The sequence below is a fragment of the Streptomyces sp. AP-93 genome, from assembly GCF_022808175.1.
GTDB lineage: Bacteria > Actinomycetota > Actinomycetes > Streptomycetales > Streptomycetaceae > Streptomyces.
Map to the genome: position 1 here is coordinate 248,656 of NZ_JALGBX010000004.1, position 14,703 is coordinate 263,358.

The window sequence follows — 14,703 nt, forward strand, 5'->3', positions numbered from 1 at the left end:
GCGGCGCCCTGACCACCTATGGGGCCGACGCCCCCGAAGCCGTCGCGAACAGCACCGAAGCTCAAGGTCACCGATGGCTACACCGGCGATCTCAAGGGCTGGTCGCTGGGGCTTCCGGCCTACGAGAACCAGAGGCAGATGGCCATCCCGGACGCCGCCGGCGCGTACGTGGAGCTGTGGACCAAGGCTGACGGCCTGGTCGGGTCCGCCTCGAACAAGCTCGAGGTCTACGTGGACGCCAGCCACCAGTACCTGGCCAACCTCAAGATCGACCTGGTCGCCCCTGACGGCTCGGCGCACCTGCTCCAGTTGTCCGGGCAGATCAACAGGGCCGGGGACCTGAAGAAGGTCTACACCGTGGGCACCTCCGCGGTCCCCGCCAACGGCTGGTGGAAGCTGCGCGTCGACGACGTACCGGCGGGCGACACCGGCCAACAACGTCGTCATCCGCTTCTGATCCTCCGAGGCACGAACAACGGCAACGGCGGGCCGCGCCCTCCCCGAGGTGCGGCCCGCCTTCCTCTGCAACGAAAGGCACGTGAATGAACAACCTGACGCGCCGCGCCGGCACGGCCCTGGCCGTGACCGCCGCGGCCCTGGCTCTGATGAGCCCCGCTGCCGCCGCGCACACAGCCCCGGGCACCGTCTCCGACAACTGCGACGTCCCGTGGATCAACTGCACCGAAGGCGACCTCTGGCTGTTCTACAACAGCAAGGAACTCGCGGTTAAGGACGGAATGTACGTGTCGGCCGCGGCCCGGTTCTGGGGCAACGTCAACAACTACGAGGGCTCCAGCGGTTACCAGGGCTCCACCCTGGTCACCTACCGCTACGTCTTCGACGGCGCCGCCAACGGCCACGGCCAGTACGTCAAGAACAACGCCGCGTCCGTCGAGAACTGCGCCGCCGCGGACAACTACCGCGTCTACTACAACTCCGGCTACGGCGGCACCTCCCAGTACATCGGCGCCGTCGGCTGGGGCTGCAACTGGGTCAACCTGATCTCCGCGCTGAAGAACAACAACGCCTCGCAGCACTTCGCCTGACCCGAGAAGGAACCTGCTCTCCATGAAGACCCGCACCCCCGCTGCCCTGGCACTCACCGCCGCTACCGCGGCCGTGCTGCTGACCGCGTGCGCCACCCCCGAAAGCCAGACCCCTGCCGCCGCCCCCGCCGCCCCCAGCCCGGTCGCCGACAGCAAGGTCTTCCCGCCCGCCGCACCCGAGCGGGGCCTGGCAAAGGGCCTGAACCTGCCTCTGGAAACCTACATGCAGGACTACGCCGACACCGTCACCATCGGCAACGGCAAGCGCCTGCTCGCCCAGGACTGCATGAAGACCTACGGACTTGACGTACAGCTCCCGGCACATGGGCTCAACCCCTCGCCGACCGAGAACGACGCCAACATGGAGCGTCGCTACGGGCTCACCAACCGCGAGACCGCTGCCACGTACGGCTACGGCCTGCCCGGGGACATGAAGCCCCGCACCAAGCAGCTGCTCCCCAAGCTCGATGCGGTCCAGACCGAAGTCCTCACCGGCCGCAAGGGCCCCACCGGGCATGGCGAGAAGGCAGCGCCGAACACGCCCATGGAAGCGGGCGAGAAGGCCCGCGAGAGCTACAACGGCAAGAAGATCCACGAACGCGGCTGCGGCGGATGGGCCGATCGGGAGATCAACGCGCCCACCGCCGACGAGCTGACCCGCGTCTCCGAGCTGAACGGCAACAGCTTCACCGAGTCGATGAAGGCCCCCGCCGTCGTCGCCGCGTTCAAGAGCTGGTCGGCCTGCATGACCGGCAAGGGCCATCCCAGCTTCAAGGACCCGTTCGAAGCCCCCCGCTCCGTCACCCGCCCCGAAGGCGCGCCCGCCGGCCCGCAGGAGATCGCACTGGCCCTGGCGGAGATCGACTGCAAGGCTGAGACCGGCTTGGTCGGAACCTGGTTCTCCGAGGAGTCGAAGAGCCAAACGGCGGTCATCGCGGAACAGCGGCCCGTCCTCGACTCCATCAAGAACAAGAGCGAGGCTGCCGTCAGCGAGGCCGGCAAGAGAATGGAAGGCTGATCGTGGCCCGTTACAAAGGCGTGGGAGCTGTTCTGCTCATCGGCGGCCTGATCGCCGGCGGCACGGTGTGGGGCGGGGTGACGTTCGCCAGAAGCATGGAATCCGAATTCGGCGACCCCGCAACGGTGGCCACAGCGGCGCCCGCCGAGCGGCCCGTCGGTGACGTCCTCACCGCTTCGGAGCGAGCCGACCTGGGGCCTGACGTCGCCACCGGCCGCGAAGGCGGGGAGACGGTCGCCACCGCCCACGTGGCGGTATGGGAGGACCAGGACATGCGCCTGGCGAAGATCCCCGTCGTGCTCACCAACCCCGGCGATGCGCAGCGGCGCATCGAGATGCGCCTGAGCGTGTACTCCTCACGCGGCGAGGGGGCGCACTCACTGTGGGAGGGAACGGTGGACTCCGACGGCGAGATAGCCCCCGGCAAGTCGGTGGTGACGCATGTGATCGTGCAGGGCGTACGTGACCTAGCGGCGTTGAGGATCGAGCTGCGGCGGACGTCCGGCGAAGGCTGATGTGAATGTGCGGGCTGGTGGCAGCGAGTGGGCATTATTGGCGGCGTGCGCGTCGCGCTTGGTGAAGTTCACCCCTGAACCTGGACAGCGGGTAATTACGCTGCAGAGGTGAGGTCTTGGGTCGCCAGGGCTTCCTCACCCAACCCGGACGAGGCCGCTACCAGAAACGGACTTAACGCCCTCTCAGGGCTTGCTCAACGAATCCGGAGCTGGCCTATAGGCAAGCGGTGGCCGCCTGAATAGGCATCGGCTACAGCTGATCGGGCAGCCCGAGTGCGAGGCTGGCGTGATGGCCGTCCGGCACGCGGCACCCGAGAAGGACCAGCTCGGCACTTTCCTCACCGCCGGGTGTCCAGGTCGTACCGTCGGCTTGTTGGGCCTGGCCGTCGACCACCAGCAGAACAGCGACGCCTATGCCGACCACACGGCGGCCGTCCCGGACACCGAGAGGACCGTCGTGTAGGCCCAGCCAACCCGCCGGTCCAAGCGTTCCCTCAGCGCCTGGATGGCCGTCGTCGCGGGGCTGGAAGGCGGGTCACGGCGGCGTCACTGCCTAGTTCCTCGCGGGCCTGGGTGAGCTCCAGGTCGAGCTCACAGACGATCCGCCGCAGGGCGGCAGAGATCTCGCGCTCCTTGCCGAGTACCTCCTTCGTTTCGGCGAGCTTGCGCTTGAGTTCGGCGTTGTCGTCGATGACCTTCTGGATGGCAGACGGGGTGGAGCCCTGAGCCCGGATCCGGGCTTGGAACTCTTCCACAAGGTCCTTGTGGTCGCGGTAGACCGCATCGCGGCGAAGCCCGGCTTCGGTCAGCAACTCGGTGGCGGTGAGCTTGCCCGAAAGCGAGCGAAGCGGTGTGCCGGCGAGCAGGCGGCTGGCGGCGGCCCGAAGAGCCGCCCGCTCGGCTTCGAGGTCGCGGGGGCGTCGAGTGGTCATGAAGCGTCCTCCTGAGGGGCCTCGCTCGCGGTGCGAGATCTGGTCTGTTCGTGCCGCTTGATCACGTAGGCGGCCTGGGCTGCCAGCGTGGCGGCGCGCTCCCGCCGGGGCTTCGGAGCCAGCGGGTCTTCCGCACTGTGGGTCAGGCGTCGAAGCCGCAGCCTCTGTTCCTCGATGTCACGGTCGCTGTAGGTGAGGTTGGTGCATGTCGACTGGCACTCGCCCTCGTCCGGCATGTCGTTCGCCGGCAGGCCGAGCTTGATCTTGTTGGCTCGACAGGCGGCGGTCGACGCCTTCCAGACACAGGTCATGCCCTCACCATGGTGGACGGCGGGGTCGTTCGTGTTCAGGATCCGCTCAACGTTGCGGCGGGTGGCGACCACGCGGCCGGCGAAGGACACGGCCTGCTTGAGCCGGGTGCGGTACTCGGTGGCGGAGGGGCCGCTGACGTGTTCACCAGCCTCCAGGAACTCGGCGTCCTCCCAGATCTGGTCGATGACCATCTCCAGCTGTTCCACCGCGAGGTCCGTGAGCCAGCCGGAATCGGGACTCCCTGCATAGCTCAGGGTTACTTTGGTTCGCAGGTGGCCGTATTGAAGTGCCGCCGCGATCAGCCCGCGTGGACGGCGGACGATGAATCGGGCGAGAGTACGGCGGAAGCGGCTGGCGTTGATGCGGCCGTGGGGGTCGGCGGGGATGGCGTCCTGGCCGTGGGCCCGGCGGAAGGTTGTGTTCACCCAGGTGATGAGGGCCTGGATGTCGTTGTTCATGCTGGTCCCGGTGCGGGCGTTCGTCGTCGGCGGGCGTTTCTCGTACGCGGCCACGAGGCTCGCGGGGAAGAGCAGCGGGAGGTCGTGCAGCCGCTCCAACAGGTCGATGGCGGCATGGACGGGAGTGACGACGACCCATGGCCGGGTGGGTTCGGTCTGGTGGGGAGCGTCGGGTGCACGGTTGTACCCCTTCCCTCGGTACCCGTGCACCAGCAGTTCGCCCGTCTCCTCGTCCGTGCCGCGGCAGCCCCTTCGCAGGTTCAGCACTTCTCCCGGTCTCATTCCGGACAAGTAGCAGATGACCGTGAAGCAGGCGGCGCTGACCATCAGCACCAGACGGTCGAGTTCCCCGGTGTCGATCGGTTCCTTCCGCCAGGGGATGCCGTTGACCAGGCCTGTGATGGTTCCCACCGGCTGGGTCCGGGCGATGGGCAGCCCGCTGTGCTCGATGAGGCCGCTTTCGGCGTCGCTCAGTCCGCTGCGAAGGCTCTTCTCGATGCCGATCAGACGCAGAATGTGGTTGCTGGCCTCAATCCCGCAGTCGGTCTCACGGCCTGGCAGCGCGAGGTTGTGCCGCTTGCAGTGGTCGAGGTAGGCCGTGAACCGCTCCCTGCGCGAGCCGGTGAACTGCCGCTGTGATGGATGCGCGCCGGCGTCAAGGGCCTTGTACTCCCGGTGGGCGGAGGCGATGTCCTGTCCGATCTGCTCGACGATCGTGATGGCCCAGTTCAGTAGGGCTTCAATCGTCTCGTCGGCGATCCGGGGCCTCTTGTTCTCCTTGCTCCGTGGGGAGGTGATCCCGGCGAGTTCGTTGGCGGTCTTGCCAGGCCAGGGGTATCCGCACCCCATGCGGCATTCGACGGGCAGGTGCTCGCGGAACAGCCACACGGTTCTGACGGCGCCGATCAGGTCGGCCTTGCGGTCATCGTGGTGAGACAGGGTCAGGACGTGGGAGAGGTAGGCGTCCAGGTCGCTGTCGTTGAACTCGGATAGGTCCTCAAGGCCGCGCTCGCCCATCCAGCAGGCGAGTACCCGGCAGTTCAGGAGCAGATGGGGGAAGCTGCCGATGCTGATCTGCGCGCCTGGTGTCTGCCAGCCGTAGGGACTGACAGGGCACGCGTGGTCGAGCGTGGCGAGGAAGAACGCCTTGAAGTGGCGCTGGAGTCGTTCGGGGAAGCCCGTCCAGTAGATCGCGGGGAGGGCGGTGTGCGCGTCCCGGTGGGCAGGTCTGACGTGCCAGACGTCGTCTCCGAACCGCGACAGTTGTTCCGGCGCGGTGCCGATGCGTACCGGGCGGTTGCGCAGGACGAGGACGTTGCTGTCCGGCCACAGGATGTCGCCGGGAGCATCGTCGTCGGGCGTTGGTTGGGGCAGTAGCGTGGTCACCGCAGGTCCATCCGTCCGTTCAACAGGTCGTCCACCAGATCGGCCTGGCGGTCACTCAGGTCAGCTCGTGCCTTCCGCAGCTCGGACGCGGTGTACGTGCTGAGGATGTCCTGCAGCTGGGCGACGGCCTCCCCGTAGCGCGCGTGCCACCCGGCGGGCTCCACGTGAGGCCGCAGGGCCAGAAGGCGGTCGTGGACGGCGGTCTGGATAGGCAGCTGGTGCGGCAGTGCCCGCGCGTTCTCGCAGCCCAGGCATGCCAGAAACGAGGCCGTGCATGGCTCACCGGGCGGCGATCCGGGCCGGGCGAGATGATCGACGCACGCGGTCGCCACCGTGTCGCTCTCCCCGGCCATCATGTCCTTGAGGACCTGCGGGGTCAGCCCCACCTCTGCCGCTGTCGCCTCCAGGTCGCGCAGAGCGCGCTCGAGGAGTTCCGCCCTGAACACCGGGACCTTCGTCACGGAACGGGCCTTGGTCACCTCCGCGCGGAGGGCCTCTGCCACCACCTGCTTGCTCTGCTTGCGCACCGTCGAACTCCGCCGAAGGTAATGGTCCCTCAGCGTGGCTCCGGTCTGTGCGACCGGCTGGCGACGCATCTCCAGCGCGGTCTGCCGGATCCGTCCGACGGTGACCGCAGGCTTCGTCCCCTGCACGGACTCCTTGGCGGATCTGATGGGGAAGCCGCGCGTCCTTGCCCAGTTGCGCCGGTCGACGATGGAGGTCCAGACCTCACCCGAGGTCTTGGCGGACCACGGCGCGTGGCTGACGAACGCTGCCCTGCTTCCGCTGAGCGTGCGTGCGACCTCGGTCAGTTCCAGCAGCAGCTCGTACACACGTAGAGGAGAGCGGAAGAGCCTGGCGTCCGGACTCTCGGTGTTGATGACCGAGGCGAGTCCGGACGGCAGATCCTCCAGCGCCACGATCATGTGCTCGCGTTCCGGGCCACGGCGCGGCTTCACCTCCTCGGCCAGAGCGACGTTGACGGGCCCGAATCCGCCATCGGGGCGGGTGTGTGCGGCTGGCCACGTGGCGACGGTGCCGAAGTTCTCGGCGGTCAGGGCGGCCAGCAGCAGGGCGAAGGCCGTCGCCTCGTGCTGGGACAGGCACAACCGTTGAGCGACCCCGATATAGCCGCCGCCATGGGCTCGTGTATGCGCGTCGGCGTTACCGAAGCCGTCGCGTGGAACGTCACCGGTCCGGGCGAACCCGTCCAGCAGCCGCCCCAGAGCCTCCTCATCACTGCCGACCGCAAGCTCTCCGGCCCTGAACCGCACCAGAGTGCGCTTCCCCGCACGGATACGGTCCCGGGCTGTTCGAACGTCACGCCGAAGCGCGGTCATGATCTGCTGCCACTCCCAGTCTGTGTAGGAGTCGAGCTCGGGAGCAGCCTCGGCAGCCGGCAGCCGGGTACGGAGCAAATCGTCCCGGAACGGTTGAGGCAGATCGGTGCTGCCCCTCAGCAGCAGCCGCAGGACCTTGATGTACTTGCGCGACGTCTCTGGGTTGTCTCTGTAGCGGTCCCGGAAAGCCTCCATGTGCGCGGGAGCGAGGTCCGCAGGGGTGCTCGCCGGTACGGCGCAACCATCGACGGTCTCGGCAAACCATTTGGCGACGAGGTAGGTGATCCTTGCCGTGCCGATGCTCTTGATGCCACTGCGGGCGCTGAAGCGATCGGCCATCAGTCGACACAACCACTCCAGCATCGGCTGTGGAACAGGGAAGGCCGAACAGTCGAATTCGCGCCTCTTGCCGGTCTTCTCCTGGTAAAAGACGACGGTTGTGCCCATCCCATCAGCCGTGGTGAGGAGCCGCTCGGGCGCCTGCCATCCGGACGGAGGCAGTGATGCCCGCCGCCCGCCTCGCCCCGGGGCGCTCACGATGACGCCTCGAGGCGAGCGGTGGAGACGCTTGCCGGTCCGAGCGTCGAGCCGCCCGCGGACGCGAACGCCCGCACGAGGGCGTCCACACCGGCTTGCTCCTCGTCGTCCAGCAACTCCATCAGATAGGAGACCTGCAGGCCGGTGAACGGCTCGAGGTAATGGTCGCGGGTGGTGTCCGGATGGCTGTGGCCCATCAACATCGCCAACTGCATCCAGAAGTCGCCGATCCGATCTCGCAGGTCAGCCGCCTCTTCATCGGAAAACCCCGTGAGCCTGCGCTCCTCGACGAGGCTGAGGATGGAGAACCACCTCAATGCGAACGAATGCCGCAGCATGTGTGGGGTCGCCCACAGAGGGCACTGGCTCCTCGCCCGCTCGCGGTTCTCCTCGGTCATCTGGCGATCAGGATCGGCTGACCGGACCCAGGCCTCCTTGACGCGCTCGTTGGCGGCGTCGAAGGTGTCCTCCCAGGAATACGGTTTCTTCGGCTGTCCGGTGATGGACAGCCAGACCCACAGCGGCTCCAACCCGTGCGGCGTACGCCGGAACAGTAGCTGCCGCTCATCCGGACAGAGCACATCGAGAGACATCGGAACCAGGCCGGCCGGTCCTTCGACGTGGATCGTCCGGCCGAGACCACCACGCCCGGAAACGATCCGGATGCCACGCAACTTCTCGTATGTACCGCGTCGTTGAGCACGGCGGATCACCTCGGTCCGCGACCCTTCCATCGTGTCCATGTAACCCAGGACCGACTGCAAGCTGCGGCGTGGAATCCAGTAATTGCGCCCCTCACCTCCGCCCTTGATGCACTCCGCGGCGAGCCAGGCTCGATGCAGTCCCGCCCTGCCCACCGTCGGCAGTTCGATGTCGAGGATGCTGGCCCATTCCCTGATTCGCAGCCCGGTGCCGTACAGCCCGTCGACGAAGGCCACGTCGCGGTCCTCGTTGAACCCCCGCCAGCCGGTCTTCCGGTATCCATCGAACCCGTAGCCGCGCAGACCGATGTCACGCCACTGCTCCAGCGCGGGCCGAAGCAGCCACTTCACCTGGCGGCGCTTCGAACCAGCGGGCCGCAGGGGATCGCGTCGCCGATTCGAGTACCGGTGGTCCTCGGCGCCGCCCGAGCTGTGGAGCGAGGCGTCGGCTGAATCGGTGCCGGCAGCGGGCACAGTCTTCACCGGGTTCGCGATGCCGTACCAGCCCGACGCCCACGTGTAGAAGGTGTTGAGTCCGGCGCGGTCCGTGTCGAACGAAGTCGCCTGAATTCGCTCATAGTTCCGCATGTCGGTCAGGCGCCAGCCCTTGAACGCCTCTACATCGCGAGCGGTTGCTTCGTTCCAGGAACGGCCTATCGCCGTCAGGAAATCCAGCCAGACAACTAGCGTGTAGGCGTACCGCCGCATCGTCAGTGGTGCTGCCGTAGCCATCTTCCCCGTACGGAAGAACAGATTAATCCGACTGTCCGGCCTTCCTGACGGCGGCAGGAGAACGGGAGTGCCATGGCGAGCCCTGTTGTTGGCCGCCCGCTCGTTCAGGTCTCCGAAACGGAGGATGTCGGGATCATCAAGTAGTCGAGGTGGAACCGTGAGGTCGTAGAAGTCCACCCGCCAGTGATCGAACACGTCCGAAGGGGCTCCCCCAGAGCAGTCTTAACCGACAACTCTGGACAGCCTAAAGAACCGGCGGGAACATGGACCACGGCGAGTCGCCCTGGGAGTGCGCGCTCCGGGAGTGCCTGGAGGAGACGGGCATCGCCTTCGAGGGCGAGCGGAAGCTGTTGGGCACGCAGTTCATCGCGCACCGCGGCGAGGAATGGCCCGCGAACCACATCGGCTTCCTCTTCGACGGCGGCACCCTCACCGACGAGCAGATCGCCGCCATCGTCCTCGACCCCGGGGAACACAGCGAGGTACGGGTCCACTCGGTGCGGGAGTGGGAGGCGCTCATGACCCCGTCGAACTTCGCGCGCCTGCGCGAGATCGATGCGGCCCGCCGTACCGGCACGGTGGCCTACATGGAGCACTGACCGGGGCCGCCGGTCAGTTGCGGGAGTTGCCGAGTCGCGACGTCCGTTCAGGTCTCGCAGAGGGAGACCCCTGAATGGGGGAAACGGTTCTCAGCCATGCCGCCGGGGCACGGGGACGGACCTGAGCGCGGCCACCGCCACCAAGCCCAGCACCGCGGCGCCCGCCGCCCCCGCCGCCAGGAATCCGCCGCGGGAGCGCCAGGACAGCACCGACCACGTCGACTGGGCGGAGGCGAATGAGCCCGCGCTCAGTACGGATCCCACCGAGGCGGCCGACAGGGCCGAGCCGATCGAGCCGACCGACAGCACGCTGCCGACCGACCCGATGGAGAGGACGGAGCCCACCGACCCGATGGAGAGGACCGAACTCTTGGAGCGGAGCGAGAGGAAGGAACCGTCGTCGGCAGCCATACGACTCATGCTGCCACACCGGCCATCGGCGCGGCCTGAGCCGGAACGGCCGCCGCCGTCTGCTGCGGGGTCCGCGTGAGCAGCAGCACGCCCCGGGCCGCCGCGAGCGCGCCCGCCGCGGCCAACAGGACCCCGAACGCGCCGCCTTGGATGCGTTCGCCGAGCAGGATCATCCCGATCGCGGCCGCGGCCAGCGGGTTGGTCAGGTTGACCACCGCGAGCGGGGCGCCCAGGCCGCCCCGGTAGGCCCGCTGGGACAGGAGCATCCCGCCGACCGCGAAGACCACCACGAGCAGCGCCACCGAGACGACCCGGACGCTGAGCAGGGACCCGCCGCGGCCACCCGCCACGGCGACGGTCTGGGTCAGGGCGGAGGCGGCCGCCGAGGCCAGCCCGGACGCCGTCGCGTGGCGCAGCCCCGAGCGGGTGTCGCTCCGTGCGGTCAGCAGCATGATCACCGCGGCCGTGGCTCCCGAGACGGCGAGGGCCTCGGCCAGGGTCAGGGTCTCGTCGGGGGACGGGCCGGAGGCGGGCACCAGGAGCAGGCCGAGGCCGACGACGGTGGCCAGGGTGCCGCGCCACTCGCTGGCCACGACCCGCCGCCCGGCGCCGCGCGCGCCCAGCGGTACGGCGGCGACGAGGGTGAGCGCGCCGAGCGGCTGGACCAGGGTGAGCGGCCCGTACCGCAGGGCGGCGGCGTGCAGGAGCGCGGCGGCGGCGTTCAGGCCGGCCGACCACCACCAGGCGCCGTTGCCGAGCAGCGCCGCGGTGCTGCGGGCGACCCCTCGGCGGGCGAGGCGTTCCTGCGCGACGGCGGCGGACGCGTAGGTGACGGCCGCGGCGAGGCAGAGCAGGACGGCGAGGAGCGTGGAGTTCACCGGACTGCTCCTACGGGCTCCATGGGATCCACGGCTGCCGCACCGGCACCCACACCCACACCCGCCCCCACACCCACACCGGCGCCGACACCCGCCGGCACCGGACCCGGAACCGGCACCGCACGCGGGCCCGGCACGCTCCGCCGGGTGACGAGCGAACGGCCGACCGGGCGCGGGACCAGCAGCAGGGCGGACCCGAGGAGCAGCGTGGCGACGATGGCGTCGAGCCAGTAGTGGTTGGCCGTGCCGACGACCACGAGCAGGGTCACCAGCGGATGCAGCAGCCACAGGGCGCGCCACCGCGAGGAGGTCACGGCGATCATGCCGAGGGCCAGCATCAGCGCCCAGCCGAAGTGCAGGGAGGGCATCGCGGCGAACTGGTTGGCCATGGTGTCGGCGGCGGGCGCGGCACCGTAGACGGTCGGTCCGTAGACCTGGCCGGTGTCGATCAGGTGGGCCGCGCCCAGCATCCGCGGGGGTGCGAGGGGGAAGGCCAGGTGGATGACGAGGGCCGCGCCGGTCAGGACGGCCAGGACCCGGCGGGTCCAGAGGTAGTGCGCGGGGCGGCGTACGTAGAGCCAGACGAGGAAGAGCACCGTGGCGGGGAAGTGCACGGCCGCGTAGTAGGTGTTAGCGGTGTGCACGAGGGCGTCGCTGTGCAGGAGCAGTCGCTGGACCAGGCCTTCGCCGGGCAGGTGCAGGGTGCGCTCGGCGTGCCAGACCCGGGTGGCGTTGCGGAAGGCCTCGTCCGTGCGGCCGGTGGAGAGCGTACGGCCGCACTTGTAGACGGCGAAGAGGCCCACGACGAGCAGGAGCTCGCGCATGAGGCGGAGACGGGCGCCCGGCCCCGCGCCGGCCCCGACGGGTGTGGTGTGGGAGGTCATCCCCCGGTCTCGCTTCCTGTACACGGCTACACGGCTCACAATCGACACACCAGTGTATCGATACATTCTCGTATCGATACGAGTGTGTACCGATACGCTCGCGTTCCCGTAGACTTTCACTAGAGCCCGCTGCGGCGCGACCGGAATATCGCGGCCGCGAGCAGCACCACGTGACACGCACCACGTGACACGCACCACGTGACACGCAGCACGCCGCATCGAGGAGAGCCGCCATGATGTCGCCGACGCCGGAAGCCGCCCCGGCCCCCGCGCGCCGCTCCAAGATCACACCGGAGCGGGAGCAGCAGCTCTACGACGCCGTCCTGGAGCAGTTGCGCGAGGACGGCTACGAGGCGCTGACCATGGAGAAGATCGCCGCCCGGGCCACCTGCGGAAAGTCCACGCTCTACCGGCAGTGGAAGACCAAACCGCAGCTCGTCGCCGCCGCCCTGCGCGCGGACCGGCGCGGAACCCTCGCCGCGGTGGACACCGGCACCCTGGCGGGCGACCTGCGCGAGGCGGCCCGGATCGCCGCCTGCACCTCCGGGCGCGACACCCGGCTGATGCAGGCCCTCGGACACGCGGTGCTGAGCGACGAGGAGCTGAAGGCGGCCCTGCGCGAGGCTCTGGTGGAGCCGGAGCTGGCGGCGTTCGGCGCGATCGTCGCGCGGGCCGTGGCGCGGGGCGAGCTCGCCCCCGGACACCCGGCCGTGGAGTTCCTGCCGGCGCAGCTGATGGGCGTACTGCGCATCCGGCCCGTGCTCGAGGGCCGCTACGCCGACGCCGAGTACCTCGTACGGTTCGTCGACGCCTGCCTGCTGCCGGCGCTGGGCGCGGCCGCGCCGGAGGCGGACCGGGCCCCCTGAACGGGGCCCCCTGAACCAGCGGGCCGCCGTCCCCGATGACCGGGCGGCGACCCGCTCGCGCTGCCTCGTGGGGACGGTGGCAGCGCAGCCCCCGGACCGGACGGCGGGCACTCCCTCGCGGAGTGGCCGCCGACCGGTCCGTGCGGCGATCAGCCGGACAGCCGGCTCAGCTCCGGGCCGCGCCCATCGCCCGCGCGAACTCCTCCGGGTCGGCGTCGAAGCCCCGTAGAACCGGGTCCATCGACCAGACCCCCGCGGCGTCGCGGGTGAACTCGGCCACCGTGACCGCGCTCGCCGCGCCGAAGCCCGTGAGGTCGTCCACGGCGAGATCCGTGTAGCCCTCCCGGATGCGCAGTCCCTTTCCCGCGACGTCGGCGAAGGTCAGCGCCGGGCCGCCGCCCGGCCGCTGGATCACCACCCCCACCACGACCCGGACCAACTCCTCGGAGATCCGGTTCAGTTCGAGGGTCATCACCTCGTCGAAGCCCAGCCCCAGCCCGGTCCTGCTGTCCCGGTTCAGCGTGATGGTGCCGTCGGGCGCGCGGCTGCCGAAGTGCACCAGGTGGACGGGCTCCCCGTACGGGTCCGCGGCGGCGTACACCGCGGCGAGCAGGTCGAGATCGTGGACGGGCGCTCCCGCCGGGCTGGGATCCCACCGCAGCGCGATCTCCACCTTGGCCAGGCCCTTGCGTACTCCGCTCACCGAACTCCCCCTCCGACCACCGTGTGTTGCCCTCCCATGCTGTCACGGGTCCCGCCCCGGGGCTCGAACGACCGTACGTTCCCGGCCAGTCCGGGGGCGGGACCAGGTCGGCGGGGGCGGGGCGGGGGCGGCGCCGGCTACCAGTCGCCGTCCTGTACCGGCTTGCCCGGCCGGGGCCCGTTCCCCAGGGGTGCGACCTGGCCGGGGGCGGGTTCCGCCCACGGAGCCTCGTCCGCGCCGAGCCATTCGCCCACCGGCCGCACCCCGCCGAGGGTGTCGGAGGGGGCGAGGTCGTCGGCGTCGTCGTAGTAGTCGAACCACGGCAGCCCCGCCTTCGTGTAGGCGGCCCGGTCCACCGGCGAGGGCGGCGGCTCCTCCCCAGTGATCCTTCGCCACGCGGGCGGGGTCACCAGGTGGACGAAGACGCGGGCTGCCGGCTCGGCCGCCCAGTCCTTCGCCTTGCGGTCGTCGCGGTACACCTCCTGGCGCATGGAGCCGCCGGCGCCGAGCCCCATCGCGGGCGCCGCCTGCGGGACCGGCCCGCCGCCCGACCGCCGCAGCGGACCCGCGGCCGCGGCGGGGGCCGCCGCCCCGGGAGGGCCGCCCACGGGTCCGCCCGGCGCCGGGGCCGCCATCGGCGCCGGCATCGCCATCGGCATCGCCGGGGGCGCTCCGAAGCCGCCGCCCGCGTAGCCTCCTCCCGCGAAGCCTCCCCCCGGATGACTGCCCGGCGGCAGGATCCCGTACGGTACGCCGCCGGTCCGGCCGGTCCCGGCCGTGCGCGCCCGCTCCTCCTCCCGCCACCGCTCCAGCGCCTTGGCGCCGAGCGGGAAGGCCTGCAGCTGCACGCCGCCCGCGGTCTCCTCGCCGGTGACCTGGCCCTCCACGGTGGCGCCGAGCCCCAGCGGGACGGCGACGAACTGGCGGACCGTACCCGTGCCCGAATTGATGCCGTCCAGCCACGGCTGGCGCGGCAGCACGAGGTAGTTCTGCGGCCGGCGCCCGAGCGCGCCTGTCCACCGCTCGCCGGAGACGGCGCACACCTTGCCGACCCCGACCTGGAGCGCGGTGGGCTCCCGGGTCCCGCCGAAGCTGAGCCACATCGCCTCGCGCAGGTACACGGGGAGCATCACCCCGCCCTTGGCCGGCCAGTCCGCCGGAACCGTGTCCGGATAGTCCTCCGCCCGCCGCAGCGGGAACTCCCCCAGCCCCGGGGGCAGATTGTGCGTACCGGTCTCCGGCAGCCGCAGCGTCCGCATGAAACGGACCTGCGCCCCCTCGCCCAGCAGCAGTGCGTTCCCCTCGACCCGTACCCCGCCCATGGCCACCTGACCGGCTCCTCTCCCGTTCAAAGCCGGATCCGCCGCAGGATCTGCCGCCGTTCC

Annotated in this window: 16 protein-coding genes; 7 read left to right on the forward strand and 9 right to left on the reverse strand. The window is 69.9% G+C overall.

Annotated elements, in window-relative coordinates; genetic code table 11:
* The first annotated feature begins 18 nt into the window (after positions 1-18).
* From MTF69_RS08890 to MTF69_RS08910, 5 genes are all read left to right on the forward strand, one after another.
* Positions 19-546 carry a proprotein convertase P-domain-containing protein gene (locus MTF69_RS08890; protein WP_243332299.1) on the forward strand — a complete coding sequence of 176 codons (528 nt, stop codon included), beginning with the start codon at positions 19-21 and terminating at the stop codon, positions 544-546.
* Complete coding sequence (locus tag MTF69_RS08895) at positions 543-1,046, forward strand: hypothetical protein (RefSeq protein ID WP_243332301.1); 504 nt, start codon at positions 543-545, stop codon at positions 1,044-1,046. The genes MTF69_RS08890 and MTF69_RS08895 overlap by 4 nt, the downstream gene beginning before the upstream one ends.
* 22 nt (positions 1,047-1,068) lie before the next feature.
* Complete coding sequence (locus MTF69_RS08900) at positions 1,069-2,064, forward strand: hypothetical protein (protein ID WP_243332303.1); 996 nt, start codon at positions 1,069-1,071, stop codon at positions 2,062-2,064.
* Between the two features lie 2 nt (positions 2,065-2,066).
* A complete protein-coding gene (locus MTF69_RS08905) occupies positions 2,067-2,579 on the forward strand; it encodes a hypothetical protein (RefSeq protein WP_243332305.1) in 513 nt (170 codons plus the stop codon).
* Between the two features lie 289 nt (positions 2,580-2,868).
* Positions 2,869-3,042: a hypothetical protein gene (locus MTF69_RS08910; protein ID WP_243332306.1), complete on the forward strand. Its 174-nt coding sequence runs from the start codon at positions 2,869-2,871 to the stop codon at positions 3,040-3,042.
* Between the two features lie 31 nt (positions 3,043-3,073).
* On the opposite strand, the gene MTF69_RS08915 is transcribed toward MTF69_RS08910, so the two are convergent.
* From MTF69_RS08915 to MTF69_RS08930, 4 genes are all read right to left on the reverse strand, one after another.
* Positions 3,074-3,511, reverse strand: coding sequence for a hypothetical protein (locus MTF69_RS08915; RefSeq protein ID WP_243332308.1), 438 nt, complete (start codon positions 3,509-3,511; stop codon positions 3,074-3,076).
* Complete coding sequence (locus MTF69_RS08920) at positions 3,508-5,667, reverse strand: integrase (RefSeq protein ID WP_243332310.1); 2,160 nt, start codon at positions 5,665-5,667, stop codon at positions 3,508-3,510. Before MTF69_RS08920 ends, MTF69_RS08915 begins: the two co-directional genes overlap by 4 nt.
* Complete coding sequence (locus MTF69_RS08925) at positions 5,664-7,454, reverse strand: hypothetical protein (RefSeq protein WP_243332312.1); 1,791 nt, start codon at positions 7,452-7,454, stop codon at positions 5,664-5,666. Before MTF69_RS08925 ends, MTF69_RS08920 begins: the two co-directional genes overlap by 4 nt.
* An 86-nt stretch (positions 7,455-7,540) precedes the next feature.
* Entirely contained in the window at positions 7,541-9,172 is a 1,632-nt protein-coding gene (locus tag MTF69_RS08930) for a site-specific integrase (RefSeq protein ID WP_243332315.1), read from the reverse strand.
* A 68-nt stretch (positions 9,173-9,240) separates the two neighbouring features.
* Between MTF69_RS08930 and MTF69_RS08935 the strand changes: the two genes are divergently transcribed.
* Positions 9,241-9,576, forward strand: a complete 336-nt coding sequence (locus MTF69_RS08935) for an NUDIX domain-containing protein (protein ID WP_243332318.1) — start codon at positions 9,241-9,243, stop codon at positions 9,574-9,576.
* Between the two features lie 90 nt (positions 9,577-9,666).
* Here MTF69_RS08935 and MTF69_RS08940 read toward each other — a convergent pair whose 3' ends face one another.
* From MTF69_RS08940 to MTF69_RS08950, 3 genes are read right to left on the reverse strand one after another with little or no spacing between them, the layout of a single operon-like run.
* The gene (locus tag MTF69_RS08940; protein WP_374322506.1) at positions 9,667-9,987 is read right to left on the reverse strand and encodes a hypothetical protein; all 321 of its coding nucleotides are present in this window, start codon (positions 9,985-9,987) and stop codon (positions 9,667-9,669) included.
* A gap of 5 nt (positions 9,988-9,992) precedes the next feature.
* Positions 9,993-10,865, reverse strand: coding sequence for a hypothetical protein (locus MTF69_RS08945; protein ID WP_243332322.1), 873 nt, complete (start codon positions 10,863-10,865; stop codon positions 9,993-9,995).
* A complete protein-coding gene (locus tag MTF69_RS08950) occupies positions 10,862-11,749 on the reverse strand; it encodes a phosphatase PAP2 family protein (RefSeq protein ID WP_243332324.1) in 888 nt (295 codons plus the stop codon). The genes MTF69_RS08945 and MTF69_RS08950 overlap by 4 nt, the downstream gene beginning before the upstream one ends.
* 233 nt (positions 11,750-11,982) lie before the next feature.
* On the opposite strand from MTF69_RS08950, the gene MTF69_RS08955 reads away from it, so the two are divergent.
* Complete coding sequence (locus tag MTF69_RS08955; protein WP_243332326.1) at positions 11,983-12,615, forward strand: TetR/AcrR family transcriptional regulator; 633 nt, start codon at positions 11,983-11,985, stop codon at positions 12,613-12,615.
* A 166-nt stretch (positions 12,616-12,781) separates the two neighbouring features.
* Here the strand turns inward: MTF69_RS08955 and MTF69_RS08960 are convergent, their stop codons facing one another.
* Positions 12,782-13,318 carry a TerD family protein gene (locus MTF69_RS08960; RefSeq protein WP_243332328.1) on the reverse strand — a complete coding sequence of 179 codons (537 nt, stop codon included), beginning with the start codon at positions 13,316-13,318 and terminating at the stop codon, positions 12,782-12,784.
* A gap of 137 nt (positions 13,319-13,455) precedes the next feature.
* Positions 13,456-14,640 (reverse strand): hypothetical protein, encoded by a 1,185-nt coding sequence (locus tag MTF69_RS08965; protein ID WP_243332648.1) that lies wholly within the window; start codon positions 14,638-14,640, stop codon positions 13,456-13,458.
* Positions 14,641-14,703 lie beyond the last annotated feature (63 nt).